General features: G+C 41.1%; 37 protein-coding genes, 1 tRNA gene, 1 pseudogene and 1 other annotated feature. Of the genes and pseudogenes, 13 read left to right on the forward strand and 26 right to left on the reverse strand.

Annotated elements, in window-relative coordinates; translation table 11 throughout:
* Positions 1-51: 51 nt before the first annotated feature.
* From frr to HMPREF1125_RS10305, 13 genes are all read right to left on the reverse strand, one after another.
* On the reverse strand, positions 52-609 hold the full coding sequence (gene frr / locus HMPREF1125_RS10245; RefSeq protein ID WP_001262233.1) for a ribosome recycling factor: 558 nt from the start codon (positions 607-609) through the stop codon (positions 52-54).
* A gap of 7 nt (positions 610-616) precedes the next feature.
* Positions 617-1,354, reverse strand: coding sequence for a UMP kinase (gene pyrH, locus HMPREF1125_RS10250; protein WP_000013002.1), 738 nt, complete (start codon positions 1,352-1,354; stop codon positions 617-619).
* A gap of 91 nt (positions 1,355-1,445) precedes the next feature.
* Positions 1,446-2,771 (reverse strand): methylenetetrahydrofolate--tRNA-(uracil(54)-C(5))-methyltransferase (FADH(2)-oxidizing) TrmFO, encoded by a 1,326-nt coding sequence (trmFO, locus tag HMPREF1125_RS10255; RefSeq protein ID WP_000083703.1) that lies wholly within the window; start codon positions 2,769-2,771, stop codon positions 1,446-1,448.
* A 234-nt stretch (positions 2,772-3,005) separates the two neighbouring features.
* A complete protein-coding gene (rsmI, locus tag HMPREF1125_RS10260) occupies positions 3,006-3,875 on the reverse strand; it encodes a 16S rRNA (cytidine(1402)-2'-O)-methyltransferase (protein WP_001166891.1) in 870 nt (289 codons plus the stop codon).
* A 2-nt stretch (positions 3,876-3,877) separates the two neighbouring features.
* Positions 3,878-4,195, reverse strand: a complete 318-nt coding sequence (gene yabA, locus HMPREF1125_RS10265; RefSeq protein ID WP_000358226.1) for a DNA replication initiation control protein YabA — start codon at positions 4,193-4,195, stop codon at positions 3,878-3,880.
* A 145-nt stretch (positions 4,196-4,340) separates the two neighbouring features.
* The gene (locus HMPREF1125_RS10270) at positions 4,341-5,231 is read right to left on the reverse strand and encodes a DNA polymerase III subunit delta' (RefSeq protein ID WP_000806734.1); all 891 of its coding nucleotides are present in this window, start codon (positions 5,229-5,231) and stop codon (positions 4,341-4,343) included.
* A complete protein-coding gene (gene tmk, locus HMPREF1125_RS10275) occupies positions 5,228-5,866 on the reverse strand; it encodes a dTMP kinase (RefSeq protein WP_000033381.1) in 639 nt (212 codons plus the stop codon). Before tmk ends, HMPREF1125_RS10270 begins: the two co-directional genes overlap by 4 nt.
* 120 nt (positions 5,867-5,986) lie before the next feature.
* The gene (proC, locus tag HMPREF1125_RS10280; RefSeq protein ID WP_000689673.1) at positions 5,987-6,784 is read right to left on the reverse strand and encodes a pyrroline-5-carboxylate reductase; all 798 of its coding nucleotides are present in this window, start codon (positions 6,782-6,784) and stop codon (positions 5,987-5,989) included.
* A gap of 3 nt (positions 6,785-6,787) precedes the next feature.
* On the reverse strand, positions 6,788-8,050 hold the full coding sequence (locus HMPREF1125_RS10285) for a glutamate-5-semialdehyde dehydrogenase (RefSeq protein WP_000255269.1): 1,263 nt from the start codon (positions 8,048-8,050) through the stop codon (positions 6,788-6,790).
* 9 nt (positions 8,051-8,059) lie between these two features.
* Positions 8,060-9,169: a glutamate 5-kinase gene (proB, locus tag HMPREF1125_RS10290; protein WP_001108134.1), complete on the reverse strand. Its 1,110-nt coding sequence runs from the start codon at positions 9,167-9,169 to the stop codon at positions 8,060-8,062.
* Between the two features lie 100 nt (positions 9,170-9,269).
* The gene (locus HMPREF1125_RS10295; RefSeq protein ID WP_000403222.1) at positions 9,270-10,169 is read right to left on the reverse strand and encodes an RluA family pseudouridine synthase; all 900 of its coding nucleotides are present in this window, start codon (positions 10,167-10,169) and stop codon (positions 9,270-9,272) included.
* On the reverse strand, positions 10,153-10,620 hold the full coding sequence (gene lspA, locus HMPREF1125_RS10300; protein ID WP_000745670.1) for a signal peptidase II: 468 nt from the start codon (positions 10,618-10,620) through the stop codon (positions 10,153-10,155). Before lspA ends, HMPREF1125_RS10295 begins: the two co-directional genes overlap by 17 nt.
* Entirely contained in the window at positions 10,617-11,525 is a 909-nt protein-coding gene (locus tag HMPREF1125_RS10305) for a LysR family transcriptional regulator (RefSeq protein WP_001025717.1), read from the reverse strand. Before HMPREF1125_RS10305 ends, lspA begins: the two co-directional genes overlap by 4 nt.
* On the opposite strand from HMPREF1125_RS10305, the pseudogene HMPREF1125_RS12830 reads away from it, so the two are divergent.
* Positions 11,518-11,580, forward strand: a pseudogene (locus HMPREF1125_RS12830) (AraC family transcriptional regulator); the annotation flags it as partial. The gene HMPREF1125_RS10305 and the pseudogene HMPREF1125_RS12830 overlap by 8 nt on opposite strands.
* A 128-nt stretch (positions 11,581-11,708) precedes the next feature.
* Here HMPREF1125_RS12830 and rpmA read toward each other — a convergent pair.
* From rpmA to HMPREF1125_RS10325, 4 genes are all read right to left on the reverse strand, one after another.
* Positions 11,709-12,002 (reverse strand): 50S ribosomal protein L27, encoded by a 294-nt coding sequence (rpmA, locus tag HMPREF1125_RS10310; protein ID WP_000916509.1) that lies wholly within the window; start codon positions 12,000-12,002, stop codon positions 11,709-11,711.
* Between the two features lie 16 nt (positions 12,003-12,018).
* On the reverse strand, positions 12,019-12,363 hold the full coding sequence (locus tag HMPREF1125_RS10315; RefSeq protein ID WP_000613697.1) for a ribosomal-processing cysteine protease Prp: 345 nt from the start codon (positions 12,361-12,363) through the stop codon (positions 12,019-12,021).
* A gap of 15 nt (positions 12,364-12,378) precedes the next feature.
* Positions 12,379-12,693, reverse strand: a complete 315-nt coding sequence (gene rplU, locus HMPREF1125_RS10320) for a 50S ribosomal protein L21 (protein WP_000109133.1) — start codon at positions 12,691-12,693, stop codon at positions 12,379-12,381.
* A gap of 34 nt (positions 12,694-12,727) precedes the next feature.
* Positions 12,728-12,907: a sequence feature (ribosomal protein L21 leader region), on the reverse strand.
* Positions 12,908-12,971: 64 nt separating this feature from the next.
* A complete protein-coding gene (locus tag HMPREF1125_RS10325) occupies positions 12,972-13,658 on the reverse strand; it encodes a YoaK family protein (protein WP_001238354.1) in 687 nt (228 codons plus the stop codon).
* A 155-nt stretch (positions 13,659-13,813) separates the two neighbouring features.
* Between HMPREF1125_RS10325 and HMPREF1125_RS10330 the strand changes: the two genes are divergently transcribed.
* The gene (locus HMPREF1125_RS10330) at positions 13,814-14,791 is read left to right on the forward strand and encodes a Gfo/Idh/MocA family protein (protein ID WP_000915913.1); all 978 of its coding nucleotides are present in this window, start codon (positions 13,814-13,816) and stop codon (positions 14,789-14,791) included.
* Positions 14,788-15,870: a DEAD/DEAH box helicase gene (locus HMPREF1125_RS10335; protein WP_000850595.1), complete on the forward strand. Its 1,083-nt coding sequence runs from the start codon at positions 14,788-14,790 to the stop codon at positions 15,868-15,870. Before HMPREF1125_RS10330 ends, HMPREF1125_RS10335 begins: the two co-directional genes overlap by 4 nt.
* A gap of 24 nt (positions 15,871-15,894) precedes the next feature.
* Here the strand turns inward: HMPREF1125_RS10335 and HMPREF1125_RS10340 are convergent, their stop codons facing one another.
* On the reverse strand, positions 15,895-16,272 hold the full coding sequence (locus tag HMPREF1125_RS10340) for a DUF1934 domain-containing protein (RefSeq protein WP_080585616.1): 378 nt from the start codon (positions 16,270-16,272) through the stop codon (positions 15,895-15,897).
* A 71-nt stretch (positions 16,273-16,343) separates the two neighbouring features.
* On the opposite strand from HMPREF1125_RS10340, the gene HMPREF1125_RS10345 reads away from it, so the two are divergent.
* The gene (locus HMPREF1125_RS10345; RefSeq protein WP_001003517.1) at positions 16,344-17,648 is read left to right on the forward strand and encodes an HD domain-containing protein; all 1,305 of its coding nucleotides are present in this window, start codon (positions 16,344-16,346) and stop codon (positions 17,646-17,648) included.
* A 12-nt stretch (positions 17,649-17,660) separates the two neighbouring features.
* A complete protein-coding gene (yidA, locus tag HMPREF1125_RS10350; protein WP_000023490.1) occupies positions 17,661-18,467 on the forward strand; it encodes a sugar-phosphatase in 807 nt (268 codons plus the stop codon).
* A gap of 95 nt (positions 18,468-18,562) precedes the next feature.
* On the opposite strand, the gene HMPREF1125_RS0102465 is transcribed toward yidA, so the two are convergent.
* On the reverse strand, positions 18,563-18,841 hold the full coding sequence (locus HMPREF1125_RS0102465) for a hypothetical protein (protein WP_000391820.1): 279 nt from the start codon (positions 18,839-18,841) through the stop codon (positions 18,563-18,565).
* A 73-nt stretch (positions 18,842-18,914) separates the two neighbouring features.
* Positions 18,915-19,103 carry a helix-turn-helix domain-containing protein gene (locus HMPREF1125_RS10355; protein ID WP_000964270.1) on the reverse strand — a complete coding sequence of 63 codons (189 nt, stop codon included), beginning with the start codon at positions 19,101-19,103 and terminating at the stop codon, positions 18,915-18,917.
* Between the two features lie 194 nt (positions 19,104-19,297).
* On the opposite strand from HMPREF1125_RS10355, the gene HMPREF1125_RS10360 reads away from it, so the two are divergent.
* Complete coding sequence (locus tag HMPREF1125_RS10360) at positions 19,298-19,522, forward strand: DUF2188 domain-containing protein (RefSeq protein WP_000517706.1); 225 nt, start codon at positions 19,298-19,300, stop codon at positions 19,520-19,522.
* Here the strand turns inward: HMPREF1125_RS10360 and HMPREF1125_RS10365 are convergent.
* Both HMPREF1125_RS10365 and HMPREF1125_RS12835 read right to left on the reverse strand, forming a co-directional pair.
* Positions 19,519-19,701, reverse strand: a complete 183-nt coding sequence (locus HMPREF1125_RS10365; protein ID WP_001247798.1) for a hypothetical protein — start codon at positions 19,699-19,701, stop codon at positions 19,519-19,521. The genes HMPREF1125_RS10360 and HMPREF1125_RS10365 overlap by 4 nt on opposite strands.
* Position 19,702: 1 nt before the next feature.
* On the reverse strand, positions 19,703-19,849 hold the full coding sequence (locus HMPREF1125_RS12835; protein ID WP_000389582.1) for a hypothetical protein: 147 nt from the start codon (positions 19,847-19,849) through the stop codon (positions 19,703-19,705).
* 92 nt (positions 19,850-19,941) lie between these two features.
* Here HMPREF1125_RS12835 and HMPREF1125_RS10370 point away from each other — a divergent pair, with 92 nt between their 5' ends.
* Positions 19,942-20,493, forward strand: coding sequence for a hypothetical protein (locus tag HMPREF1125_RS10370; RefSeq protein WP_000005510.1), 552 nt, complete (start codon positions 19,942-19,944; stop codon positions 20,491-20,493).
* On the opposite strand, the gene HMPREF1125_RS10375 is transcribed toward HMPREF1125_RS10370, so the two are convergent.
* On the reverse strand, positions 20,469-20,648 hold the full coding sequence (locus tag HMPREF1125_RS10375; RefSeq protein ID WP_000390655.1) for a hypothetical protein: 180 nt from the start codon (positions 20,646-20,648) through the stop codon (positions 20,469-20,471). The two genes, HMPREF1125_RS10370 and HMPREF1125_RS10375, sit on opposite strands and share 25 nt — an antisense overlap.
* A gap of 22 nt (positions 20,649-20,670) precedes the next feature.
* Positions 20,671-20,862: a DNA-binding protein gene (locus HMPREF1125_RS10380; RefSeq protein WP_001112860.1), complete on the reverse strand. Its 192-nt coding sequence runs from the start codon at positions 20,860-20,862 to the stop codon at positions 20,671-20,673.
* A 64-nt stretch (positions 20,863-20,926) separates the two neighbouring features.
* On the opposite strand from HMPREF1125_RS10380, the gene HMPREF1125_RS10385 reads away from it, so the two are divergent.
* The 6 genes from HMPREF1125_RS10385 to HMPREF1125_RS10405 all read left to right on the forward strand — a co-directional run bounded on the left by HMPREF1125_RS10385 (position 20,927) and on the right by HMPREF1125_RS10405 (position 25,301).
* The gene (locus HMPREF1125_RS10385; protein WP_000142895.1) at positions 20,927-21,166 is read left to right on the forward strand and encodes a hypothetical protein; all 240 of its coding nucleotides are present in this window, start codon (positions 20,927-20,929) and stop codon (positions 21,164-21,166) included.
* A gap of 555 nt (positions 21,167-21,721) precedes the next feature.
* A complete protein-coding gene (locus HMPREF1125_RS10390; RefSeq protein ID WP_000484458.1) occupies positions 21,722-22,075 on the forward strand; it encodes a helix-turn-helix domain-containing protein in 354 nt (117 codons plus the stop codon).
* On the forward strand, positions 22,076-23,191 hold the full coding sequence (locus HMPREF1125_RS10395; RefSeq protein ID WP_000018520.1) for a hypothetical protein: 1,116 nt from the start codon (positions 22,076-22,078) through the stop codon (positions 23,189-23,191).
* Between the two features lie 201 nt (positions 23,192-23,392).
* Complete coding sequence (locus tag HMPREF1125_RS0102470) at positions 23,393-23,770, forward strand: ImmA/IrrE family metallo-endopeptidase (RefSeq protein WP_000136517.1); 378 nt, start codon at positions 23,393-23,395, stop codon at positions 23,768-23,770.
* Between the two features lie 28 nt (positions 23,771-23,798).
* Positions 23,799-24,074 (forward strand): DUF4177 domain-containing protein, encoded by a 276-nt coding sequence (locus HMPREF1125_RS10400; protein ID WP_000505372.1) that lies wholly within the window; start codon positions 23,799-23,801, stop codon positions 24,072-24,074.
* Between the two features lie 120 nt (positions 24,075-24,194).
* Complete coding sequence (locus HMPREF1125_RS10405; protein ID WP_000179396.1) at positions 24,195-25,301, forward strand: site-specific integrase; 1,107 nt, start codon at positions 24,195-24,197, stop codon at positions 25,299-25,301.
* 15 nt (positions 25,302-25,316) lie between these two features.
* Here HMPREF1125_RS10405 and HMPREF1125_RS10410 read toward each other — a convergent pair.
* A tRNA-Arg gene (locus tag HMPREF1125_RS10410) sits at positions 25,317-25,388 on the reverse strand.
* Between the two features lie 42 nt (positions 25,389-25,430).
* On the reverse strand, positions 25,431-25,778 hold the full coding sequence (gene rplS / locus HMPREF1125_RS10415; RefSeq protein ID WP_001068669.1) for a 50S ribosomal protein L19: 348 nt from the start codon (positions 25,776-25,778) through the stop codon (positions 25,431-25,433).
* Positions 25,779-25,920 lie beyond the last annotated feature (142 nt).

A 25,920-nucleotide genomic window follows, 5' to 3' on the forward strand; every position in this document is an offset into this window, starting at 1 on the left:
TTTCGAATAAAACTCAGCCAGCAATGCCAACTGAGTTTTTCTGTTTATTTCTTAGACTTCCAAGATTTCTTTTTCTTTATTGGCAGTCATGTCGTCGATGTGTTTAACAGCATCGTCTGTTACTTTTTGAATATCTTTTTCAAGAGTCTTCAATTCATCTTCAGTGATTTCTTTAGCTTTTTCTTGTTTCTTGGCTTCATCCATAGCGTCGCGACGGATGTTACGGATAGCCACTTTAGCATTCTCACCGACCTTCTTCACTTCTTTGGCAAGGTCACGACGAGTTTCTTCTGTAAGAGCTGGGATAACCAAGCGAATCACAGAACCGTCATTAGCTGGTGTAATACCAAGATCAGAAGCGTTCAAGGCACGTTCGATGTCTTTCAATGAAGACTTGTCAAATGGTGTTACCAACAAGACACGCGCTTCTGGAATGGTAATTGAAGCGATTTGGTTAAGAGGAGTTTCGACTCCATAGTATTCTACGTGGATACGGTCTAGCAAGCTTGCGTTGGCACGACCGGCACGGATACCACCAAATTCACGAGCAAGTGATTGGTGAGACTGGGTCATTCTCTCTTTAGCTTTTTCTACAATTGCGTTAGCCATAATTTTCTTATTCCTTTTCTTCGATATTGTTTGAAACTGTTGTTCCGATATTTTCACCAAATACGACACGTTTGATGTTGCCTGGTTGGTTCATGTTAAAGACCACCAAGTCAATGTCGTTATCCATTGAGAGGGTTGAAGCAGTTGAGTCCATGATACGAAGACCTTTGTTGATAACATCACGGTGGGTCAATTCTTCAAACTTAACGGCTGTCTTGTCTTTCTTAGGATCGGCATTGTAAACACCGTCTACGCCATTTTTAGCCATAAGGATGGCATCTGCTTCAATTTCAGCTGCACGAAGGGCTGCTGTTGTATCTGTTGAGAAGTACGGTGAACCAATCCCGGCACCAAAGATAACGATACGGCCTTTTTCAAGATGACGAAGGGCACGTCCACGTACGTAAGGTTCTGCCACTTGTTGCATAGCAATGGCAGTTTGCACTCGCGTATCGACACCAACTTGTTGCAATGAATCTGCCATCACAAGAGCATTCATAACGGTCCCAAGCATTCCAGTGTAATCTGCCTGAACACGGTCCATTCCTGCTTCTGCAGCAGGTTCTCCACGCCAGAGATTTCCTCCACCAATAACAAGGGCAATTTCGATACCTAAGCTATGAACTTCTTCAATCTCTTTTGCGATTGTTTGAACTGTTTGGATATCAATCCCTACGCCACGTTCACCGGCAAGGGCTTCACCTGATAACTTGATTAAAATACGATTATACTTGGGGTTCGCCATTTTTACTCTCCTTTTTTTATCCTACCTATTTTATCACAATTTCTAAGATTTTTATAGTATCATGAGCAATTCTTTCAAAAAAATTAGACGGTTAAAATTCCTCTAAGTCGGTAAGGGCACGCTCTGCAATTTTTTCATAACGAGCCTTCTTATCACGGATACGCTCGCCTTCTAACTCCTTGATAATCCCGAAATTGACATTCATGGGTTGGAAATGTTTGCTATCTGCATGAGTGATGTAATGAGCCAGACTTCCAATCGCTGTGGTCTCTGGGAAAATAGCCTCACTTTCTCCCTTGAAGAGTCGAGCCGCGTTAATACCCGCAACCAAGCCTGAAGCTGCTGATTCGACATAGCCTTCCACACCCGTCATCTGACCAGCAAAGAAGAGATTTGGCTGTTTCTTAGAACGATAGGTTTGTTCTAGCAAGTTTGGGGAATCCATGTAAGAATTTCTGTGCATGACCCCATAACGGACAAACTCCGCATTTTCAAGACCGGGAATCATTTGGAAAACACGCTTTTGCTCCCCCCATTTGAGGTGGGTTTGGAATCCAACGATATTGTAGAGACTACCAGCCGCATTATCCTGACGAAGCTGGACAACCGCATAAGGTGTTTTAAATTCGCCATCACGAGGTCCTGTGTAGTCGTCTGGATACTCAAGACCGACTGGTTTCATAGGACCATAAAGCATGGTTTTAATGCCACGCTTGGCCATGACTTCGATCGGCATACAACCTTCAAAGTACTTTTCTTTTTCAAAAGAATTGAGCGGAGCTTCCTCGGCATTGACCAAGGCTTCATGGAAATCCATAAACTCTTGCTTGGTCATAGGGGCATTGAGGTAGGCCGCCTCTCCCTTGTCATAACGAGATTTGAGATAGATCTTACTCATATCGATGGTGTTGACATCGATAATAGGTGCTGCCGCATCGTAGAAATAGAAACCATCACCGTCATTAAGGGCATGAATCTTTTCAGCTAGAGCATCGCTAGTCAAAGGACCAGTAGCCACAACTGTAATAACATCAGTTGGCAGTTCTGTAATTTCATCGCGAACCACCTCAATCAAGGGATGGTTGGCCACTTTCTCAGTCACCATCTGGGAGAAACCATCACGGTCCACCGCAAGGGCTCCGCCTGCAGGAACACGTGTAGCCTCGGCAGATTCCAAGATGACCGAACCCAAGCGACGCATTTCTTCCTTGAGGAGCCCAACCGCATTTGTCAGGGCATCGCCACGCAAAGAATTGGAACAAACCAACTCAGCAAAATTGTCTGTTTTGTGCTGAGGTGTTGACTTGACACCACGCATTTCATAAAGTTTAACTGGAATACCACGTTCTGCGATTTGGTAAGCAGCTTCAGACCCTGCCAAACCTGCACCGATAACATTGATATAAGATTGAGACACGACACTAATACCTCTTTGGGAGTGTGAAGACAAGATTCACATTGAAAAAGCCAACTAAACTTACGAGATTACGAGTTTCTAGGCTCAGACTGAAAAAGTCCACAGGACTTACTTCGCTCTTGAATTTCTTGGTTCAGGCTGAAAAAGTCCCTCGGACTTTTTCACTCCCACAAATCTTTCTAATTTTTCTTTTACTAGTATAACAAAAAAAGGGAAGAAGGCAAACTTCCCTGTTTAGTCATTTTCTTCCCAGTCGTGGTAGGCACTGTAGAGTTGGCTTTTATTCCACTGGTAGAGTTTCGCAACTTCCTTAATAGCTTGATTTTTCTTCATGCCTTGCTGGATACGAGATTGGATTTCTAAGAACAAGTCCTCCTCATCCTTTTCCTCCATATCCTGACTGGCGCCTTCAACGATGAGAAGGCATTCACCCTTGAGTGGCGTTTCAGCGATACTTTCTAGCAATTCAGAGATCTTTCCTCGTTGGTATTCTTCATAGATTTTAGTCAATTCTCTAACCAAGACCACCGATCGGTCGCCGTAAACTGCTAGCATATTTTCCAGCGTATCCGCTACACGGTGGGGCGATTCATAGAAAATATGAGTTTCTGGATAATCTTTTTTCAAGTCGAAAAATTGCTTTTGCTGGCCTGATTTTCTCGGTAAGAAACCGTAAAAGATATGTGGTTGTGGTGCTAGGCCACTGGCAATCAAAGCAGAAATTCCTGCACTAGCACCCGGAACTGTGACAACTGCAATCTCTTCCTCGATGGCTGCCTTGACCAAATCATGACCAGGGTCCGAGATGCTAGGCAGACCCGCATCGGAGACCTGAGCAATACTCTGTCCTGCTTTCAGGAAACTAATCAAGTCAGGAATTTTTTCCTTGGCATTGTGCTCGTGAAAACTGATCTGCTTAGTGGAAATATCAAAATGCTTGAGCAAGAGACCCGTATTGCGCGTGTCCTCAGCAGCAATCCAGTCCACCTCTTTCAAGGTCTGGATAGCTCGAAAAGTCATGTCATCCAGATTGCCAATCGGCGTTGCCACTAGATACAGCTTGCCATAGGGAGATTGCCCCTTAAAACTTTTTTGAATCTGCATGCCTACTCCCTGTACAACAACTCGTCACAGAACATACATTCCTCGTCCTGCTCTCGGCGTTGCCCATAAAAATCATTACATACGTGAAATCCGTCTTTATAGATCCGACGGACGCTTTCACGAACATGCTTGGCCTTGACGGGAGCATCTGCTTCCACTTCACCTAAGCGTTCGCGCAACTTAGAATTTTCCAAACGAAGAGCTGTATTTTCCTCTACCAGGTTCTTGAGATTTTTCTTGATAGCTTCCACATCGGCTAAGGTTACTAATAACTGTTGGGAAAAATCATCCAGCGCGTCAAATAATTCTTTTTTGTCCATAAACCAGCCCTTTCCTTTCTATATCGTTCATTTTTAATACTCAATGAAAATCAAAGAGCAAACTAGGAAACTAGCCGCAGGCTGTACTTGAGTACGGCAAGGCGACGTTGACGTGGTTTGAATTTGATTTTCAAAGAGTATGAGTTTATATTTCTTTCAAGACCAAATATTCCATGGCATTTTGAAAGCTGACATTGGCTTGCCACATTTTTCTAGCTTCTAGTAAATCTTGTAGAATCTGTCGAATCCTTGCTTGTAAGAGTTCCTGTCCACAAAGAACTTCGAGGATTCGCAAGACCTGATCTTGTTTTTCCTTGTCATCTGCCAAGCTGGTTAATTTGGCTACCTGCAAATAACTCTCTTTTTTCTTAGCTACTAACCAAGTCAGCAGGCGTTCGCTCTCATCCACCAAGGTCCAAAAACTAGCCTGATTGACCAACTTTTCAGCTTCAGCACGCGATTGACTAAACTGAGCTAAAAGAGTCGCTTTTTTCTTAACGAGACCTGCTTGTTCTAATTGATGGATGAGCTTTTCTTCTTGCTTTTTAAAGTGAAAAATCTGGGTCCGACTACGGATTGTCGGCAAGATTTTTTCCTCATCGCTGGTTAAGAAGAAAATATAAACTTCACTCTGAGGTTCTTCGATGACCTTAAGCAGAGAATTGGCTGCGTTGGGATGCATTTTCTCCGCCTGCTCGATGATAAAGACCTGTTGCTGGCTTTCAATCCCTGCTTGGGAAAACTGAGCCACCAATTCCCGAATGCGTTCTGTCTTGATAACCTGATTGACTGGCTTAATCAAAGTAACATCGGGAAATTCTTCCTGCTCAATCAGCTTGCAGTTTCGGCATTTCTCGCATGGTAGAACGCCTACTTTATCCCTACAAAAGAGGCTCTTAGCCAAAAACTGCGCCATTTCCAAACTTCCAAAGAAACCTGAAAAGAGATAGGCGTGATTGAGCTGGTCTTGTTCTAGAATATGGACAAAGCGGTCAAGTTGCTCTGGTTGCCAAGCCTTTAGTTGATCTTGTTTCATTTAGCCAAGCCCATTCTGTCAAACAAGACCGCCTTGGTTGTATCCACAACTTGCTCCAAGGGAAGACTCGCATCAATCTTGACAATGCGATTTCCTTCTTTGCCCAGAAGAGAAAGGTAGCCTTGACGGACTTTCTTGTGCAGGTCTAAGCCTTCTAAGTCCAAACGATTGACCTCGCGGTCACTATTAGCAGCAATACGAGCCAGTCCTTCTTCCACCTCAATGTCAAAATAGAGTGTCAAATCAGGTTTGAGGCCATCTGTCGCAAAGTGATTGAGCCAATTAATGGCATCAATATCCAAGCCACGGCCAAAACCCTGATAAGCAACAGAACTATCGATAAAGCGGTCCATAATGACCAACTTGCCGGCTTCAAGTGCAGGTAGAACTTTTTCCACCAAGTGCTGTCTACGACTGGCGATATAGAGAAGAAGCTCTGTTTTAGGATCCATCTGAGTATGACTTGGATCCAAAATCACTTGACGAATCTTCTCCCCAATCAAGACTCCACCTGGCTCACGGGTCGTCAGCACCTCTACTCCTTTTTCCTCTAAAATTGGGAGCAGAGCCTCTAAAACGCTGGTCTTTCCTGCTCCCTCTGGTCCCTCAAGAGAGACTAAAAATCCTTTTGACATGTCTAACTCATTTCTTTTTTTCTACCTTCTATTCTATCAAAAAAATAGGTTTTTGTGACAATCTTTTTGTGTCTTCTCCATTCAATCAACCATAAAAGAGGCTGGGAGTCATCCAACCTCTTATTTACCTAGTTCTTGTGTTCGTTTATAGGATTGATGAACTGCGTCCATGACGGTGCCTCTAAAGGCATGTTCTTCCAGACTTGCTACACCCGCGATAGTCGAACCACTTGGACTACAAACTTGGTCTTTCAAAACTCCAGGATGTTGCTGGCTTTCGAGAACCATTTGCCCAGCGCCGACTACTGTTTGGGCTGCCATTTTCAAGGCCGTTTCTCGTGGCAATCCTGTCTGTACACCCGCATCTGCCAAAGCCTCGATAAAGAGATAGACAAAAGCTGGTCCACAACCTGCGAGACCTGTCGCCGCATCGATTAAGCCATCTCCCAGCTCAACTAAGAGACCGGCCTTAGCCAATAATTGACAAAAGAGTTCACCGTCCTCAGCACGACAGTTTTCTGACATGGCGTAACTAATCACTCCTTGTCCGATAGCAACTGGTGTATTAGGCATGATGCGAATGATTCGGTGGTGACTTGGCAGAAGTCTAGCCAGTTTTTCCAAGGTCAATCCAGCTGCCATGGAAATCAAAAGAAGACTCTCTCTCTTTTCAAGGATGGTCTGATATTGAGAAAGTAAGTCTGAGAACTGAGCAGGCTTTACTCCTAGAAAAATCACATCTGCTTCTGCAAAAATTTCTTCATTACTAGAAGCCTGACCACCGAAGTTGGCAATGAAAGCATCTACTTTCGCTTGACTGCGATTGGCAAGGAGAATCTGAGCACCCGTCTTGGCCTGCAGAACAGCCTTGGCCAAACTAGCTCCCATATTTCCCAAACCGATAAATCCAATCTTCATCTCTTACTCCCTTATCTGTCCGTCACCAGTAACCACGTACTTGTAGCTGGTTAATTCCTTCAAGCCCATTGGACCACGTGCGTGCAATTTCTGAGTAGAAATCCCCATTTCACATCCAAGACCAAATTGGCCTCCATCTGTGAAACGCGTTGAAGCATTGACATAAACCGCTGCAGAGTCTACTTGATTTGTAAAGTAGGCTGCAGCTTCAGCATTTTCTGTCACAATGGCATCCGAATGATGGGTACTGTGGGCTTCAATATGCGCGACTGCTTCTTCTAAACTGCTCACAACCTTAACAGCTAGGACATAGTCTAAAAACTCGGTGTCAAAGTCTTGGGCCTCAGCTGCTTGACCTGAAACAAACTGACTTGCTTTACTATCCAAGCGGAATTGAATCGGTTCCAGGCCATCTTCTTTCCGACTTGTAACCAAAACTTGCTCCAAGCGAGGAAGGAAGCTTGCTGCCTTATCTTCATAAACAAGAAGAACCTCCATGGCATTGCAGACAGAAGGACGACTGGTTTTGGCATTATTGATGATAGATAAAGCCTTGTCTTCATCGGCATCCTTATCCACATAGACATGGACAATCCCAGTTCCTGTCTCGATAACGGGTACGATAGCATTTTCAACTACCGCATTGATCAAGCCAGCTCCTCCACGAGGAATAAGAAGGTCTAGATAACCCTTGGCCTTCATCATGGCATAGCTACTTTCACGACTAGTATCTTCCACCAGTTGAATAACATCTGGGTGAATAGTAGTCGTCTCCAAGCCCTTCTTCAAGGCTGTGACAATAGCATGAGCTGTTTGATAGGCATCTTTTCCACTACGAAGAACAACCGCATTCCCACTCTTAAGAGCCAAGGCAGCAGCGTCAGACGTCACATTTGGACGGCTTTCATAGATAATACCGATAACACCCATAGCCACACGTTTTTTGGTGATAACTAAGCCATTTTCAAGATGATTGATTTCTAGGACTTCACCGACGGGATCTGGTAAAGCAACCACTTCACGAATCCCTCTTGCCATAGCTTCTATACGTCCTTCATCCAAATAAAGACGGTCTAGCATAACATCTGAGATTTTCCCCTTGGCCACTTCCATATCGAGGGCATTTGCCACTAAAATCTCCTCAGTAGCTGCCAATAAATGATCTGCCATGGCTAGCAAGGCTTGATTTTTCACTGCTTCACTGGCAGTGTTGATTGACTTTTTAACAGCCTGTACTTGTTCAAATTGTTCTTGTGTACTTACCATCGTTCACCTCTAAAATTCTGTAAAGAGCAGCTGGATTTCCGGAGTGATGGAAATCCAGTCATCACGGTGAATCAAGACTCCTTTAGCTTTTTGAGAACGGAGCATATCTTCTAGGGCTGAGACACCAAATTGGACACGTCCCTTTCCAAGAGATTGACCAGTTTCTTTATCTGCTACTGTGACAATATCATGGTAAGAGAAATTCCCTTCCACTTCTACCACACCTGATAAAAGGAGACTTTTCCCGTTTTTTGAAAGTGCTTCTGCAGCCCCTTTATCAACCCAAATAGAACCTTGACTCTGAGCATAGAAGGCCAGCCATTGTTTCTGAGTACGAAGGCCCTTCTCTTGCGCAACAAAGAAGGAACCGTCCTTGGTCTCCTCCGCCGCCTCAATCAAGGCATCTGATTTCATAGACGAGCAGATATAGACTGGCACACCCGACTCCGTTGCGATCGTAGCTGCCTTGATCTTAGTCAGCATCCCACCTGTACCATTAGATGAACCTGCTCCACCAGCCATATCAATAATCTCACGATTGATAGTCTCGATTTTCTCAAGACGTTTGGCTCTTGGATCTGAGTTGGGATTTCCAGTATAGAGACCGTCTACATCCGTCAAGAGAACCAAGAGATCTGCCTGCACCATAGCCGCTACCTGAGCACTCAGAGTATCATTGTCCCCAACCTTGAGCTCATCAATAACGACACTGTCATTCTCGTTGATGATGGGGATTGCCCCACGATGAAGCAATACAGACAAAGCCTGGTGGGCGTTCTTATAACGACGTTTATCTACAAAATCATCCTGTGTCAGCAAGATTTGCGCGGAGACGATTTGGCGCATGAGGAGGTTAGTCGTGTATTCTTCTAGGAGTAAACCTTGTCCTACTGCAGCCGAAGCCTGCTTATCTGCAATCTTGGTCGGACGTTTTTTAAAGCCCAAAGCTCCAAAGCCAGCTGCTACTGCCCCAGAAGAAACCAAAATCAACTCATGTCCAGCCTCATGCAGCATAGCCAATTGCTGGGTAATTGCCTTTACTTTACTTCTTGATAAACTCCCGTCTTCATTTGTCAAGGACGAAGTCCCCACCTTAAAGACGATTCGTTTGTAGTTCATATTCTCACTCCGATTCTTCATATTTATCCATTATAACATGAATGCTTTAAAATAGAAAAGACTTGAAATGAAAAAGGTTGAGACAGCTATCTCAACTCTTTTATCTATTCTCAGTTTGACGCAATCTTTCCAGCGTTTCTTTAAAAATCTCTGGAATATCTGCTGTGAATTCCAAGGTCTCACCTGTTCTCGGATGGGTAAAACCTAGAGTTTTAGCATGGAGGAATTGTCCCTGTCCCTTAAGTGTCTTACGAGGACCATAGACCTCATCACCAGCGACTGGATGACCGATATAAGCCATATGGACACGGATTTGGTGGGTACGTCCTGTCTCTAGTTGCAACTCTAACAAACTATAATCACCAAAACGTTCCAAGACATGAAAACGCGTCACTGCCGGCTTTCCTTTAGCAGTCACTGCCTGTTTCTTACGGTCTTTTTCGCTCCGACCAATCGGTGCTTCAATGACACCACGATCATTGGGAAGATTGCCATGAACAATCGCCCAGTATTTGCGGAGAGACTTCTTATCCTTGAGTTCTTGGGCAAGTGCTAAGTGGGCCTCATCATTTTTAGCAATCATGAGGAGACCAGACGTGTCCTTGTCAATACGGTGAACAATTCCCGGTCGGAGAACCCCATTGATACCTGACAAGTCTTTGATATGGTACATGAGGGCATTGACCAAGGTTCCGCTAGTATGACCGGCACTCGGATGGACCACCATACCTTGAGGTTTGTTGACAACAACCACATCCTCATCTTGGTAGATGATGTCTAGCGGAATATCTTCAGCCACATACTCTAAAACCTCTGGTTCTGGCACATGGTAGGTGACGATATCCCCCTCTTGGACAGTGTATTTGGCTTTCTTGGCTTGCCCATTAACCAAAACTTGTCCAGCCTTGATTTGTTCATTAGCGAGGCTGCGTGACAATTCTGTCAGATCCGACAGAGCCTTGTCTAGGCGTTGCCCACCAGTTTCAATTTTTATTTCCATTTACTTCCTCTTTAAGCATTGCAATCAATAGAACAATGACACCAACTGTCAAATAGCTATCAGCCACATTGAAAATCGCAAAGTTGATAAAGTCTAGGTGAAACATATCCACCACAAAACCTTGACTCATTCTGTCGATAAAGTTGCCCAGACCTCCCGCTATTATCAGGGTCAGTCCAAAAACTAACCAGAGAGAATCCTCCATGTGTTTATGTAGATACCAAATGGCACCTACCATGACGACCAGTGTGATAACAGCAAATAACCACTGCTGATCTTGCAGCATGGAGAAGGCTGCTCCTCTATTTTGCAGATAGGTCAAGCTAACAAGATTGGGTATCCAAGAACGCACTTCACCCAGTGGAATCTGCTGGAGAACATAGGCTTTAACCCACTGATCCAGCCCAATCAAAAGCAGTATAATGACTGCCACTATTCCTCTTTTTTTCATGATTTCCTCTTTTGATCAAAATATTCTTGCATGACTTCTACGAAAAGAGTCCCAGCTTGACTAAGCTCCACTTCTTCCCGTTTGACATAGACCATGCGGTTATCTAGATTATCCTTGAGACGAATGACTGTAATCCCATTGACACTGTCACTATCTAAAAATCCAGATCCAGTCGCATAAGCATCCGTCCTCTCCAAAATACCATTCAAAGTAGCACGGTCGGTCACATTAAACATCTGCGAGCTCGCGCTGGTGTCGACAAAGTTCTCTGAATAGTATAGGTACTCGTCCTTTTCCTGAGTAAAGCGAACTGTTGGTAAATCAGCTAAGTCCTCCATGACCAATTCCTCTTTCTGTGCTAAAGGATGTCCTTCACGAAGATAAATGTGAGTCTGGAAAGGAATTAGTTCAATAACTTCTAAACCAAGCTTTTCAACCCGTTGCATGATGCCCTTTTTATTTTGGTTGTTGAGGTAGATAATCCCAATCTCACTATGCCCTTGGGCTACTTCGTCTAATATTTGAACTGTAGTAGACTCAAAAATACGAAAGTTCTTATAATCAGGATAACGTTCTGAAAAGGCCGTAATCGTTGGTGGCAAGAAGTCATAGTGCTGACTGGCAATGGAAAATTCATCCTTTTCTTCCTCAGGATTGGCATATTGATTTTGAAAAACATCAAATCCTTTGACCAATTCTTGCGCTTTCTCATAAAATTCCATACCTCGACGGGTCAAAAACGTTCCCGAACTCGTCCGACGGAAAATTTTAAAGCCTAACTCTTTTTCCAAATCGCGCACAGAAATAGACAGACTGGGCTGACTAACATACATCTTTTCAGCAGCTTCACGGAAAGTACCACTATTAGCAATAGCAACAACATAACGTAATTGTTGAATGTTCATCTTTTACCCCCAACTTCTCTATCTGTTCATTATACCATATTTCAGAATTTTTCCATAAAAGAAAAAAGTGTCCATCGCAAGTTTAAATCTAACTATTCTCTATTAAATTCAATATGGGTACCAAAACAAAAAAATAGGCTCTCCGAAAACTCGGAAAGCCTTATTTAATGCTACTTAGAGCGATTATTTTGCGATTGGGTAAACAGAAACTTGTTTTTTATCGCGTCCTTTACGTTCAAAGCGTACTACGCCTTCAACTTTAGCGAACAAAGTATCGTCCCCACCACGTCCAACGTTTACACCTGGGTAGATGTGTGTACCACGTTGACGGTAAAGGATTGATCCACCTGTTACAGTTTGTCCGTCAGCTGCTTTAGCTCCAAGACGTTTCGCTTGTGAATCACGTCCGTTTGATGTAGAACCTCCACCTTTTTTGTGGGCGAAGAGTTGCAAGTTGTTAAGAGTCATTTTTAACATAATGTTTTCCTCCGTGTTAGTTTTCTGTGATAACTCTGGTTTGGACGAACTCAGAAGAGTTCTCCGATAAGTTTGCCATACCTAAGAAAAATGATTCGAAGAATAACTGGGTCATTTCTCTCTGGTGTGAAGGAAGATCCGCTGGTATTTCAACCTTTAGATAGCCACCTTCATCTTCGTTTAATTCTAAGATTGGTTCATAGCCTGCAAATTTCTCAATAGAATTGATAAAGTTAATGGCAAGCGTAGAAACCGATGCACACACGACATCTAAGCCGTATTCGCCACTTTCGGCGTGTCCAGTAATTTCCGCACTCCTCAGCTCGCCATCTTCGGCTCTCTCAAAGACTGCTTGTATCATGTGTTCTCCTTAAAATTAAGCGTTGATCGCGTTGATGACAACTTTTGTATATGGTTGACGGTGACCTTGTTTACGGTGGCTACCTTTTTTAGGTTTGTACTTGTAAGTAACAACTTTCTTTTGTTTTCCTTGTTTTTCAACAGTTCCAACTACAGTAGCTCCAGCAACAAGTGGAGTTCCGACAACAGTGTTTTCACCAACAACAAGAACAACTTCGTTAAAAGTAACTTCTTGACCAGCTTCAACGTTCAATTTTTCAACGTAAACTGCTTGACCAACTTCAACTTTAACTTGTTTTCCGCCAGATTTGATAATTGCGTATGTGCTCATTATGCACCTCCTATGATTTTTAGGGTTTCCCCGTATTTTTGTGAAGACTCGCCTAGCATCGTGGGACGAACCACTTAAAAGAAAGGCTCTAAGTATAACAAAGAAAAAACTAGAAATTGAGCCGAAGGCATAACTTGTGTTAGGCAAGGCGATAATCACAAAGTTTAAATTTGTTATACAACGAGCAACGATGTTCGTGCGGTTGCACAGGATTGTGCATAGTCAACTCTTCGATTATAGCATATCTTCTTTTTTCTTACAAGTAAAATCAATTAAAATTAAGCTTTTTCTTTCCCTTTTTTTCTCCAAGAAGCAAAAAGCATGCTGAAGTAAAAGATACTCATCATAAGAGGAATACCTAGAATTGTCTTCTCCTGATAGTAAATCGTCAAATAAGCTGAAAAAATAACTCCGAAGACAAAACTGCTAAGTAAACTAACAAAAATCAAGCCCTCTCGTAGGAAAGGCGTATGCTTGGTCCGGAAATAGTCTCCAAAAGCCAACATGGTTCGTTTGATATTCCCTGTCATAAAAGCATTATTATAGGCAATCCCTGACACTTCTCCAAAAGCAGTTGTCACCAATCCCATACAAAAGGCCAATGGCGGTACGAGATAGATATTCTCTACAGTTTGCGGCACAAACCCTATAATTAGGGACAGGACTGCAAGTGGAATTACGGACAAAATTGGCTTTTTAACAATTCTCAATTTTTCCTTATAAATAGTTAATAAAAGGACCCCCATCATAAAAGCTAGCAAGGTCATTACTTTGGCACTGGCATCTGACACATTGTGTTGAATGAGTCCTACTGATAGAAAAACCACATTCCCAGTCTGTCCTGCCACAAGGGTATTTCCTCGCACAATAAAGGTATAGGCATCTACATATCCTGCACAAAAAGTCAAAAAAAGCGCTAGCCTTTTAGACTGACGTGATATTTTTCTTATTGGTAATAATCTCATTTTCTCCCCCTTCTCATTTCATCTACTTATCTAAATATTGTACCACTTTCTCCAAGAAATTCGTAGTCCATTTGAAAATTTTTACCATCTGTTGGATAGTCCTTCTTTTCTATGTTATAATGAAGGAAGGATTTGAAGTCGGAAAAGGAGTATCTATGCTTAAATTAGGTGTCATCGGAACAGGGGCTATCAGTCATCATTTCATAGAAGTTGCCCATGCTAGCGGAGAATACCAGCTGGTCGCAGTCTATTCTAGAAAACGAGAAACTGCTGCAACCTTTGCTTCTCGCTATCAGAATATCCAACTCTTTGATCAATTAGAAGACTTCTTTAAGTCTTCCTTTGATGTAGTCTATATCGCCAGTCCAAACTCCTTGCATTTTATTCAAGCCAAGGCTGCCTTGTCTGCGGGTAAACATGTTATTCTTGAAAAGCCAGCTGTCACTCAGCCACAAGAGTGGCTGGATTTGAGACAGACAGCTGAGAAAAATCACTGTTTTATCTTTGAGGCAGCTCGTAATTACCACGAGGAAGCTTTTACCACTATCAAGAATTTTTTGGCAGACAAGCAAGTATTGGGAGCAGATTTCAACTATGCCAAGTATTCTTCCAAGATGCCTGACTTGTTGGCTGGTGAGACGCCAAATGTTTTTTCAGATCGTTTTGCTGGTGGAGCCCTTATGGATTTGGGGATTTATCCTCTCTATGCTGCTGTTCGCCTCTTTGGAAAGGCTCAAGACGCGACCTATCAGGCTCAACAGCTTGTCAATAGCATTGACCTAAATGGAGACGGTATCCTCTTCTACCCTGACTTTCAAGTTCATTTCAAGGCTGGGAAAAACATCACTTCCAATCTTCCTTGCGAGATCTACACAGCAGATGGAACCTTGACCCTTAACACGATTGAACATGTCCGCTCAGCTATTTTTACCGACCACCAAGGAAATCAAGTTCAACTTCCTATCCAACAGGCTCCTCATACGATGACTGAGGAAGTCGCTGCATTTGCACAGATGATCCAGCAACCAGACCAGACGCTCTACCAGAACTGGCTGGATGATGCTGGTTCTGTTCATGACCTACTATATACCATGCGCCAGACTGCTGGCATTAGATTTGAGGCAGAAAAATGAAAACCAAACTACCGACTGAATGGCAAGAACTGAGTGGCCAACTCGGTTTCCAAGAATTCACCCCCATTCAAACTCAACTATTTGAGCCTATACTTGCTGGAGAAAACCTCCTAGGAGTGAGCCCAACAGGAACTGGTAAGACCCTCGCTTATCTCTTACCTAGTCTTCTCAGACTACAAAAGAAAAAAGCCCAACAACTCTTGATTCTAGCACCAAATACAGAACTTGCTGGACAGATTTTTGACGTATGTAAAACGTGGGCTGAAGCTATCGGCTTGACTGCTCAGCTCTTCTTATCAGGCTCGAGTCAGAAACGTCAGATTGAACGCCTAAAAAAAGGACCAGAAATTCTCATCGGAACTCCTGGCCGTGTCTTTGAATTAATTAAATTGAAAAAAATTAAGATGATGAATGTGGAAACCATCATCCTGGATGAATTTGACCACTTGCTCGATGATTCTCAGATTCACTTTGTCGAGAAAATCACTTACTACGCACCTCGTGACCACCAACTCATCTACATGAGTGCGACAACCAAGTTTGACCAAGAGAAGATTGCTCCAAACACGCGCACCATCGACCTTTCTGACCAAAAGTTGGACAACATTCAACACTTCTACATGCAGGTAGACCAACGTCATCGAGTGGACATGCTTCGAAAATTGGCTCATGTAGAGGATTTCCGCGGACTAGTTTTCTTTAATAGCCTATCAGATCTTGGAAGTGCGGAGGAAAAACTACAGTATCGCGATGTCTTGGCCGTTTCCCTCGCTAGCGATGTCAATGTTAAATTTCGAAAAGTCATCTTAGAAAAGTTTAAAGATAAGCAACTAACCCTGCTCCTTGCAACTGACCTTCTGGCACGTGGGATTGATATCGATAGCCTAGAATGTGTCGTAAACTTTGATGTTCCTAGAGACATGGAAACCTACACTCACCGTGCGGGGCGTACAGGTCGCATGGGCAAGGAGGGCTATGTTATCACTCTCGTAACCCATCCTGAAGAACTTAAAAAACTCAAGAAATTCGCAAGTGTTCGTGAAATTGTTCTAAAAAATCAAGAACTCTATATCAAATAAGGTTGGCATTCGCCAACCTTTTTCTTATCCCCAGGTAATTTCTAATTGATAGCTGGCGAAGGGATGTCCCTCTTGGTTTTGTAGTTGATAGGCTAGCTCAATCTTTTGCCCATCCAGTTTGTAGTGACTCGTTTGAATGATAAACTCCTGCATGCCCATAGGTGTAGGAATATAGGATAAACTATCACTATCCTTTAGAAAACGCATGATGGTTTTGGGACTCGAGAAACGGGTCATCACCAGTTCTTCTTCATGAAACTTGAGAACCACTTTTTCCTTTTCCTCATTGTAGAAAAGCAGATAGCTATAATCTCCCTTTTCACGCACTTCCACGTCATAGAGTTGGTCAATCACTTCCAACTGTTCATCAAACTGAATCCTATTTTGCATCCGAATCTTCACATCAAGTCCTCTTTCTTCTCTCTTGTCCTACTATTTTACCAAAAACTCTTGCTTTTTGCTATAATGGTCATATGAACGAAAAAGTATTCCGTGACCCTGTTCACAACTACATCCATGTCAATAATCAGGTTATCTATGACTTGATCAATACAAAAGAATTTCAACGTCTGCGCCGTATCAAACAATTAGGGACTTCCAGCTATACTTTCCATGGTGGGGAGCACAGTCGCTTTTCCCACTGTTTGGGAGTCTATGAGATTGCACGACGTATCACGGAGATTTTTGAAGAAAAATATCCTGAAGAATGGGATCCTGCTGAGTCTCTCTTGACCATGACCGCTGCGCTCCTACATGACCTTGGGCATGGTGCCTACTCCCATACTTTTGAACATCTCTTTGATACAGATCATGAGGCCATTACTCAGGAAATCATCCAAAGTCCTGAGACAGAGATTCACAAAGTCCTGCTACAAGTGGCACCCGATTTTCCGGAAAAGGTAGCCAGTGTCATTGACCATACCTATCCTAACAAGCAGGTCGTACAGCTCATTTCCAGTCAGATTGATGCAGACCGCATGGACTATCTCTTGCGCGACTCCTATTTTACAGGAGCATCTTATGGGGAATTTGACCTGACTCGCATCCTCCGAGTGATTCGTCCTGTTGAAAATGGTATCGCCTTTCAGCGCAATGGCATGCACGCCATCGAAGACTATGTTCTCAGTCGCTACCAGATGTATATGCAGGTTTATTTCCACCCAGCAACACGCGCCATGGAGGTTCTCCTACAAAATCTCCTCAAACGCGCCAAGGAACTCTATCCTGAAGACAAGGACTTCTTTGCACGCACCTCTCCTCATTTGCTACCTTTTTTTGAAAAGAAAGTTACTCTATCTGACTATCTAGCACTTGATGATGGCGTGATGAATACCTACTTCCAACTCTGGATGACCAGTCCTGACAAGATACTAGCCGACTTGTCGCAACGTTTTGTCAACCGCAAGGTCTTTAAATCCATTACTTTTTCAGAAAAAGACCAAGACCAACTCGCAACCATGAGACAACTGGTTGAAGAAATCGGTTTTGATCCAGACTACTATACAGCCATTCATAAGAACTTTGACCTCCCTTATGATATCTATCGTCCCGAATCTGAAAATCCACGGACACAGATTGAGATTCTACAGAAAAATGGTGAACTGGCAGAACTCTCTAGCTTGTCCCCTATCGTCCAATCCCTTGCTGGCAGCCGCCATGGGGACAATCGTTTCTATTTTCCAAAAGAAATGTTGGACCAAAACAGCATCTTCGCAAGCATTACCCAGCAATTTTTACACTTGATTGAGAACGATCATTTTACCCCAAATAAGAACTAGAAAAGGAAATTTATGAGTATTAAACTAATCGCCGTCGATATCGATGGTACCCTAGTCAACAGTAAAAAGGAGATCACTCCGGAAGTCTTTTCCGCCATCCAAGATGCCAAACAAGCCGGTGTCAAAGTCGTGATTGCAACTGGCCGCCCTATCGCAGGTGTTGCCAAACTTCTGGACGACTTGCAGTTGAGAGATGAGGGAGACTATGTTGTAACCTTCAACGGTGCCCTTGTCCAAGAAACTGCTACTGGCCATGAGATTATCAGTGAATCCTTGACCTATGAGGATTATCTAGATATGGAATTTCTCAGTCGCAAGCTCGGTGTCCACATGCACGCTATTACCAAGGACGGTATCTATACTGCCAATCGCAATATCGGAAAATACACGGTGCATGAATCAACCCTCGTCAGCATGCCCATCTTCTACCGCACTCCTGAAGAAATGGCTGGCAAGGAAATTGTCAAATGTATGTTTATCGATGAACCAGAAATTCTCGATGCTGCGATTGAAAAAATCCCAGCAGAATTTTACGAACGCTACTCTATCAACAAATCTGCTCCTTTCTACCTTGAACTCCTTAAAAAGAATGTAGACAAGGGTTCAGCCATCACTCACTTAGCTGAAAAACTAGGATTGACCAAAGATGAAACCATGGCGATCGGTGACGAAGAAAATGACCGCGCCATGCTAGAAGCCGTTGGAAACCCCGTTGTTATGGAAAATGGAAATCCAGAACTCAAAAAAATCGCCAAATACATCACCAAAACAAATGACGAATCTGGCGTCGCCCATGCTATTCGTACGTGGGTATTGTAAAGTATGATAAAATATGAAAACCGCTCAGCTGAGCGGTTTTTAGTATGAACATATCACAACGAGAGTAAATAATAAATTGAATTACAGTCGTACAGTTACTTAAATCTTGAGAGTACAAAAACAATGATACGGTTACTGCTCAGCAACATGCTGTTGTACCATTCACGGACTGCATCTCGTGGCCAGCGCTTGTCATTTATATTTGGAAATCCTTTCTGGTAGCGAAAACGGTCATCGAACGTATCTACAGAAACCCCAAGCATTTTAGCCACATCTTTTCGCTTCAATTCCAGAGGGAAAGCTTCTTCAATATCTGCTGATTGCAATACCGTGAATTCTATTTGACTCGCAATCGCTTGGATCAACTCTTCCATTTTTGCTCCTTTCGTGATATAATTCAGTTAGTTATTTTAGTAAGCGCCTAACTTCCATTAGGTGCTTTTTTTGTTACCTTAGTTCATCTACGCTGATTTCCAACGCATCAGCAATTTTCTTAACCGTATCAAAATACAAATCTTTCACCTCTCCGTCTCTTAAACGATAGATTCCAGCAGGTCCGATACCTGCTTTTAAGCAAAGTTTATAAACTGTCCAATTTCGTTCTGAAAGTTTTTCAGATATTTTTTCCCAAAGCATAGCCTTTTTCTCCTTATCTAGTTTTATACTTCTTGCACTTATATATGCTACCGCACTATATATTGTGCTTGTTTTAGATTTCGCCTCCTTGTTTACACAATATATTGACAAGTATTGCTTTTTATCATATAATATATTTCGACTAGGACCTCTCACCGTTTTAGTCAAAAAATCAACAGAAAGGAGATACAATCATGGGTAAAAATCAGCATGTTGTCCCTTCCAAAAATGGTGGTTGGAACGTGAAAGGTGCTGGCAATTCAAGAGCAACTGTTCATACTACTACAAAGAGTGAAGCTACAAATATTGCTAGACAGATTTCACGAAATCAAGATTCCGAACTAATCATTCATGGCAAAGATGGGAGAATTCAAAGCCGTGACAGCCACGGTAAAGACCCATTCCCTCCTAAAGGCTAGTCATAATTTGGTCTTAGACTTACAACATATCCTGTAGCAGAAGTTACATCATCTAGTGTGACTTCTGCTATTTTTTTTGCTCCATCCTCTGTTTCAACAATTAGCCGTGTATAGAAACGACTATCTAAAATGTTCATCAGATTTGGTTTGAAACTATACGGATATTTTCTTGGTCTCATTTCATACCCTCGTCCTACTTTCCAGCGCCCTGAGTTCTATCTCATGGCTGACTTGTTTCAATAGCTTCTCACATGCTATTTTAGCTTCTCTGTACGTTGTATTCTCGCTGATAAAGTAATCAGCAAGTTCGATGATTTTATCTTCCATGATTGTCTCCAAATATCAATCTTAAGTCCGATGTCATCTCCTCTTATTTTGATATAATAATTTATAAAAATAATACTATACGAGGTATTTGTATGTCTGAAGTATTTACAACAACATTGATTTCTGTTGGTGCAACTGTTTTAACAAATTTGATTATTCATGGTTTTGCTTACCAGCAAAAAAAGGTTGAAAGTAAAAATAAGCTCGAAGAAAAGAAGGTTGATTTCTTAAATGCCCAACTAAGTCAGGATAGAGATTTATATATTTCAACTTTTCAAAATTTTGCATCTATTAGCGGTAAAACAGTTTCATATGTAGATTCAAGGCCTGATGGTGCTGATCCAATTGATTTAGATATCATCACAAACTTCGATGATATCTTTTATAAGACCTATCTATTTTTAGATAATGATGACGAACGCAAAAAATTCATCACTTTTAGAAACGTACTTCGTTATCAGGCTGGCTATAAACACCCTGAAGGATTTTACACTTGGGACATAGAAATGGAAGAGCAATTTTTTGACCCTGATGTAATCGAAGAACCTAGATATATTTTCGATAGACTAAATGACTGTTTGCTAATTGTTAACTCACACATCACTAACAAACTCCACCTTCAATCTTCTGCAAACCGTTCGTAGAGTTCATCTATTTCCCTCCGTTGCTCTTTTGTAAACGGAGCGGTATTATTTGTCCAAGTTATCTGCTTGCCTTCTTCACGCTTTATTCTGCCTGCTCTAACAAGCAGGTTTTTAAATGCCTCGTAAGGCATGTGAATTCTGATGTCTTCTTCCATTTTTCTACTCCTCAAATCTTTCTTACTCAATCCCATAATCTTCAATAACCTGAAGAATGAAACTATTCGCTCTTGGACCTTTAGTCGTTCCACTTAGAATGTTTGTCACTTCCTGTCGCTTAAAGCCGTAAGCAACCGCTAGAGTTGCTTTTTTAATGCCTTTCTCTTTCAAGAAAGCATTAACTCTTTCGCGACCGTTTGCGATATCTGGCATATTTTCTCCTTTCTTTTTCTTTCTTCTTTTTCTGCTATAATATAAGCAGAAAGGAGTTAACCTTATGACTTTTAAAGAATATTTGACAATAGCAAGCAAACGCGACATCTACGATGATGGTAAAGATTTTGATTTTGAAACCATCTTTGCTAGAGAAATATTACGTTATGCACACGATTCCGAACTGGAAACCAAAACAGGTTTCTTTCGTCATCTTGAAATCATGAATGCCGATTCGTGGTTTGTTGAACTCGCTCGCTCAATTTATCAAGATTTTGAGAAATCAATTTCAGATTCTCACTAATCGAGCGTGACTTTTTTTGATACGGCAATCTCAGAAATTTACCACCAGAGCTGACTACCTTAATAATTTTTTCAAGGTGGTCTTTTTCTTTTTTCAAGCTTTCAAGAACGCTTTCCATCTATGTGTTCCTCCTTTTTTCAAAAATAAAAAATGCCCTATCAAATTGATAGAGCATGTGATACAATAGGAACGGCACTTCTACACCGCCTGCGAAAGGAGGTGAGATAGCCCATGATGGAACTAATCCTTAATTCCCCTCTATTATCTCACATGCTCTATTCAATTGTCAAGGAACAAGTAAATAAGAAACAACTAAATTTTTAACTATTTTTTGTGTTATTGCTTGACTATTTTAAATAAATAATTTAAAATGAAGCATAATAAAAAGCACTAATAAAACTATAAATACCGTTCGCCAAAACATTTTTATAATTTATTTTTTTAGTTGTAACTTACTTACAAAAACTATTTTAGATCATTTATTTAATTTGTCAATATTTTTAAACAAATAATTTAAATATTTTTTGTCAATCTCTTAGAAAGGTTGATTTAACAATGTTTCCGACATTTGAAAAAGTTAGAGAATTAGCAAAAAAACAAGGCTTATCTCTAAATCAAGTAGAAGAAAAACTTGGATACAGTAAAAATACTCTGTATTCTTTAAAGCGACAAAAGGTCAGCTCCGAACGATTACAAGAAATCGCCGACTACTTCAACGTATCCACCGACTACCTGCTTGGTCGTACAGATAATCCTGCAATTGCTGGGAATTTGCACGTAAATGAACCAGATGACATCGATAAAATCATAGACCACGCTATGCTATTTGATGGGAAACCTCTGACCGATGAAGATCGTAGAGCCATTCGAGGAATTATCTCAGGATATATGAATAGCAAGGAGGATTAAATGTCTCACAAAAATCAAATTGAAATTTACCAGTTTAATAGTCGTGCGAAATATTGGTTGGTCCGAGCTGAAGGTGGGAAATATTACGATGATTTTAAATACAACCACTTCATCTCTATTCACCACAACCGAGTCACTCTTGCTGATTTGCAGACAACTGACTTACTTCTCACAACAGAAAAAACTATAGAACACTATAAGCAGCAAATAATAAGAGTATATGAAGGAGAAGAACTCTCAAAACACCAAATCACGTTTACTGCTAAACGCCTCTATAGTTTTGTTGAAGATATGAGTATAGGAGATTACGTCGTAGTCCCATCATTTAAGTCGAACTATTTTTTGATTGGACAGATCACAAGCGATGTTTATGAAAAAGACTTGTCAGATGGGCAAGTAACTTTAAATCACGGTTATGAACAATCCGAAGATATCAAGCGTCGAAACGTCATATGGATTAATGAGGTCCCACGTAGAAAAGTAAATTCAAAATTTCTATACAGTACACTGACAGTTCATCACACTATTTTTAATATCACAGATTTATCTAGATATATCGATGGTCTAGTTTCACCACTTTATTTCAAAGATGGGAAATTACACCTCTGGTTAAGAGTTAACACCAAAGGATCTATTACTTCCAGTATGTGGAAAAATTTATATTCTATTATCGACGAATATAAGAACCCAGAAATTGATGAAGAAATCATCGCCACATCAAATGTAGAAAGCCCTGGAGAAATAACATTACAATCCATCGGACAATTCATATCTGATAACCATTGGATGATAGAATCGGGTTTAATAGGTCTCAGTCTCTTATTTGGTGATGTTGAGGTCACAGGTGTTAAAATGAAAGGACTCTTCCCATACTTGCAACAAAGAAAAACAGCCAGATTGGAAGAACGCAAACTGACTGTAGAAGTTGAAACTATGGAAAAAGACGCTAAGCTAAAAGATGTACAGCGAGATGTTGAAATAGAAAAAGCTCGCAAAGAACTAGAATCATTAAGAAATGTGAGAGCATTTGAAATCACTGTTGACTCACCTAGTGTTTCTTACGAAAACGCACCCCAAACGCAAATGGATTCAAATGAGAATCAGGATGAGGGATAATTTTTACTACTAGAATAAAAATCAAAAAAGTAATGAAAATAATACCTCTGTCTAAAAAGAAAAGAGTGAGAGAAAAAATAGAATACGCCAGCAAATATCCCCAAAGGATTTGAACTAGTTTCATATGACTTCCTCCTCTCTATTTTTAATTTGATTTTAACAAAAACACGCTGATTAGTAAAGGAATTTAGCGAGAAAAATATGACAGAAAAAGAATTATTGGATCTCCATAAAGTTACTTTACGTGAATTTACCACTAAACAATGGCAAAGAAACGGATTCTACGACGAAATTAACCGAATTGTCTATATCAATGCTGATTTAAGTCCAGATGAAAGACGAAAAGTTCTTTTTCACGAACTCGGACATCTAGAACACTACCGCAGTTTGTACCGAAATGCTCCACTACTATGCGAGAATGAGGCTAATCGCTATATGATCCAAAATCTAGTAGCCGAAGAATTAGCTACATATGGAGTTGAAAGTTTTAATAGTGTTCGATTTATGGAGCGATATCAATTAAAGACTGTAACTGATGAAATTATGGTCCGCACCGAATTTTATAAACAAGTTGAATAATTTTAATGTTTTAAAGGAGTAAAATCTTATGGGATTTTTTGATAATGTTAAACAAGAGTCGTCATTCTCTACAGCTTCAGGCTCAAATGGACTACACTATGTCGTCCTTCAAGTTACTTTAAAAGAAAAATTCTTTGGTACTGGATCAGGGAACCTGACAGAACTGGAAGATGTAATTAATAAACAAGTAGCTAAAGGATATCGACTACATACTATTACTACTGCTAACGGTGGAAGTAAAGGCCTAGGTGGTGGTGATCGTATACAAGCTACAATGGTCTTCGAAAAAAATTATCTAAAATAAAAAATCCCCACACTCGCAAAGTTTGGCGACTCTGAGTGTGAGGAACTTGAATATAAGAAACAACCATTCAAAAGGTCGTTTTCTTGTACCCATTTTAGCAAAAAAGTGAGGTAAAATCAAATGGCATCATACAGAAAAAGAGAAAATGGCAAGTGGGAATATCGCATTTCTTATAAAAGTCCAGGCGGAAAATACAAAAAAGCTGAAAAAGGTGGATTCCCAACAAAAAAAGCTGCACAAATTGCAGCTGCTGAAAGAGAGAAAGAACTACTTCTTCCCTCTTATGTTTCGGACGACATTACTCTTTACGAATACTTTAAACAATGGGCAACCATTCATAAGAAACCTAATATTTCTCCCGTGACTTGGCAAGTTTATCAAGTTACCAATCGCAATATTGAAAAGCTATTCCCAGGGGAAAAACTTAAAAACATAACCAGTTCAATCTATCAGCAAGCCCTAAATACGTTTGCTGAGACTCACTCCCAAGCGACGGTTGAAAGATTAAATATCCATATCAAACAATGCGTCGCTATGGCTGTTCACGAGGAAATCATTCAAAAGGATTTTACAACCTTTGCCAAGGCTGTTTCCCAAAATAAAGGTATCGAAAAAGAAACCAAGTTTCTTGAGGTTGAAGAGTACAAAAAAGTTATAGTTGTTTCAAAGCGTAAAATGGACGTTCAATCTTATGCAGTGATCTATCTTATAGCAGTTACTGGAATGCGTTTTGCTGAGTGCCTGGGACTTACTTGGGATAACGTGGATTACGATAACAAAGTTCTCTCAGTAGATAAGACCTGGAACTATAAAACCAATCTTGATTTTGCAAGTACAAAAACAAAAAGCAGTATCCGAAAGATACCACTTGACGATGAGACACTTAAATTGTTAAAAAACTACCAGAAAGAACATTGGATCCATAACAAAGAAAATCGGATTTTCTCCAACATATCAAATAATGCAGTCAATAAGACATTGAGAAGAATTGTTGGCAGAAATGTCCATGCTCATTCGCTTAGACATACTTATGCTTCTTTTCTAATTTCTCAACGTGTCGAATTGCTTTCTATTTCGAAAATTCTTGGTCATGAGAATATGAACATCACCATCGAAGTCTATGCTCATCAATTAAAAGAACTAGAAGAGGAAAGTAACTCGGAAGTAAGAGAGATATTTGCAAATTTAGGGGCGAATTTGGGGCGAAACACCTCAAACACCCAGTAAAATCAGTAGTTTATATGCCCCCTGCAGGAATCGAACCTGCAACTACTCCTTAGGAGGGAGTTGTTATATCCATTGAACTAAGGGAGCTAGATAAAAACTCTGCTGAATAAGCAGAGTTTTTTAGTCGAATTAACGACGGATTTCTTTGATACGAGCTGCTTTACCTTGAAGAGCACGCAAGTAGTACAATTTCGCACGACGTACTTTACCGTAACGAACAACTTCGATCTTTTCAACACGTGGAGTGTGGATTGGGAAGATACGCTCAACACCTACACCGTTAGAGATTTTACGAACTGTGTAGTTTTCTGAGATGCCAGCACCTTTACGTGCGATAACAACACCTTCAAAAATTTGGATACGTTCACGGTTACCTTCGACAACTTTCGCGTGTACACGAACAGTGTCACCAGGACGGAATGATGGGATATCTGTACGAAGTTGACCTTCAGTCAAACTTTGGATTAATGGATTCATTTTATTCTCCTATCTTTGTCAATCTTGAGGAACCTTCCTCAGCGGATAAACTGTATTTTTGTGCGTCCATTACACACAAGATACAGTTTACCAAATTTCCACCTAAAAGTAAAGGAATTTATAGCAGAAGTTTGTGTCTAGT

It is taken from the genome of Streptococcus oralis SK304 (genome assembly GCF_000287715.1).
Lineage (GTDB): Bacteria > Bacillota > Bacilli > Lactobacillales > Streptococcaceae > Streptococcus > Streptococcus oralis_Y.

Excerpts from the sequence above, each read along its gene's own strand:
- frr (WP_001262233.1), bottom strand. The coding sequence starts at position 609 with ATGGCTAACGCAATTGTAGAAAAAGCTAAAGAGAGAATGACCCAGTCT.
- pyrH (WP_000013002.1), bottom strand. The coding sequence starts at position 1,354 with ATGGCGAACCCCAAGTATAATCGTATTTTAATCAAGTTATCAGGTGAA.
- rsmI (WP_001166891.1), bottom strand. The coding sequence starts at position 3,875 with ATGCAGATTCAAAAAAGTTTTAAGGGGCAATCTCCCTATGGCAAGCTG.
- yabA (WP_000358226.1), bottom strand. The coding sequence starts at position 4,195 with ATGGACAAAAAAGAATTATTTGACGCGCTGGATGATTTTTCCCAACAG.
- HMPREF1125_RS10270 (WP_000806734.1), bottom strand. The coding sequence starts at position 5,231 with ATGAAACAAGATCAACTAAAGGCTTGGCAACCAGAGCAACTTGACCGC.
- tmk (WP_000033381.1), bottom strand. The coding sequence starts at position 5,866 with ATGTCAAAAGGATTTTTAGTCTCTCTTGAGGGACCAGAGGGAGCAGGA.
- proC (WP_000689673.1), bottom strand. The coding sequence starts at position 6,784 with ATGAAGATTGGATTTATCGGTTTGGGAAATATGGGAGCTAGTTTGGCC.
- HMPREF1125_RS10285 (WP_000255269.1), bottom strand. The coding sequence starts at position 8,050 with ATGGTAAGTACACAAGAACAATTTGAACAAGTACAGGCTGTTAAAAAG.
- proB (WP_001108134.1), bottom strand. The coding sequence starts at position 9,169 with ATGAACTACAAACGAATCGTCTTTAAGGTGGGGACTTCGTCCTTGACA.
- HMPREF1125_RS10295 (WP_000403222.1), bottom strand. The coding sequence starts at position 10,169 with ATGGAAATAAAAATTGAAACTGGTGGGCAACGCCTAGACAAGGCTCTG.
- lspA (WP_000745670.1), bottom strand. The coding sequence starts at position 10,620 with ATGAAAAAAAGAGGAATAGTGGCAGTCATTATACTGCTTTTGATTGGG.
- HMPREF1125_RS10305 (WP_001025717.1), bottom strand. The coding sequence starts at position 11,525 with ATGAACATTCAACAATTACGTTATGTTGTTGCTATTGCTAATAGTGGT.
- rpmA (WP_000916509.1), bottom strand. The coding sequence starts at position 12,002 with ATGTTAAAAATGACTCTTAACAACTTGCAACTCTTCGCCCACAAAAAA.
- HMPREF1125_RS10315 (WP_000613697.1), bottom strand. The coding sequence starts at position 12,363 with ATGATACAAGCAGTCTTTGAGAGAGCCGAAGATGGCGAGCTGAGGAGT.
- rplU (WP_000109133.1), bottom strand. The coding sequence starts at position 12,693 with ATGAGCACATACGCAATTATCAAATCTGGCGGAAAACAAGTTAAAGTT.
- HMPREF1125_RS10325 (WP_001238354.1), bottom strand. The coding sequence starts at position 13,658 with ATGAGATTATTACCAATAAGAAAAATATCACGTCAGTCTAAAAGGCTA.
- HMPREF1125_RS10330 (WP_000915913.1), top strand. The coding sequence starts at position 13,814 with ATGCTTAAATTAGGTGTCATCGGAACAGGGGCTATCAGTCATCATTTC.
- HMPREF1125_RS10335 (WP_000850595.1), top strand. The coding sequence starts at position 14,788 with ATGAAAACCAAACTACCGACTGAATGGCAAGAACTGAGTGGCCAACTC.
- HMPREF1125_RS10345 (WP_001003517.1), top strand. The coding sequence starts at position 16,344 with ATGAACGAAAAAGTATTCCGTGACCCTGTTCACAACTACATCCATGTC.
- yidA (WP_000023490.1), top strand. The coding sequence starts at position 17,661 with ATGAGTATTAAACTAATCGCCGTCGATATCGATGGTACCCTAGTCAAC.
- HMPREF1125_RS0102465 (WP_000391820.1), bottom strand. The coding sequence starts at position 18,841 with ATGGAAGAGTTGATCCAAGCGATTGCGAGTCAAATAGAATTCACGGTA.
- HMPREF1125_RS10355 (WP_000964270.1), bottom strand. The coding sequence starts at position 19,103 with ATGCTTTGGGAAAAAATATCTGAAAAACTTTCAGAACGAAATTGGACA.
- HMPREF1125_RS10360 (WP_000517706.1), top strand. The coding sequence starts at position 19,298 with ATGGGTAAAAATCAGCATGTTGTCCCTTCCAAAAATGGTGGTTGGAAC.
- HMPREF1125_RS10365 (WP_001247798.1), bottom strand. The coding sequence starts at position 19,701 with ATGAGACCAAGAAAATATCCGTATAGTTTCAAACCAAATCTGATGAAC.
- HMPREF1125_RS12835 (WP_000389582.1), bottom strand. The coding sequence starts at position 19,849 with ATGGAAGATAAAATCATCGAACTTGCTGATTACTTTATCAGCGAGAAT.
- HMPREF1125_RS10370 (WP_000005510.1), top strand. The coding sequence starts at position 19,942 with ATGTCTGAAGTATTTACAACAACATTGATTTCTGTTGGTGCAACTGTT.
- HMPREF1125_RS10375 (WP_000390655.1), bottom strand. The coding sequence starts at position 20,648 with ATGGAAGAAGACATCAGAATTCACATGCCTTACGAGGCATTTAAAAAC.
- HMPREF1125_RS10380 (WP_001112860.1), bottom strand. The coding sequence starts at position 20,862 with ATGCCAGATATCGCAAACGGTCGCGAAAGAGTTAATGCTTTCTTGAAA.
- HMPREF1125_RS10385 (WP_000142895.1), top strand. The coding sequence starts at position 20,927 with ATGACTTTTAAAGAATATTTGACAATAGCAAGCAAACGCGACATCTAC.
- HMPREF1125_RS10390 (WP_000484458.1), top strand. The coding sequence starts at position 21,722 with ATGTTTCCGACATTTGAAAAAGTTAGAGAATTAGCAAAAAAACAAGGC.
- HMPREF1125_RS10395 (WP_000018520.1), top strand. The coding sequence starts at position 22,076 with ATGTCTCACAAAAATCAAATTGAAATTTACCAGTTTAATAGTCGTGCG.
- HMPREF1125_RS0102470 (WP_000136517.1), top strand. The coding sequence starts at position 23,393 with ATGACAGAAAAAGAATTATTGGATCTCCATAAAGTTACTTTACGTGAA.
- HMPREF1125_RS10400 (WP_000505372.1), top strand. The coding sequence starts at position 23,799 with ATGGGATTTTTTGATAATGTTAAACAAGAGTCGTCATTCTCTACAGCT.
- HMPREF1125_RS10405 (WP_000179396.1), top strand. The coding sequence starts at position 24,195 with ATGGCATCATACAGAAAAAGAGAAAATGGCAAGTGGGAATATCGCATT.
- rplS (WP_001068669.1), bottom strand. The coding sequence starts at position 25,778 with ATGAATCCATTAATCCAAAGTTTGACTGAAGGTCAACTTCGTACAGAT.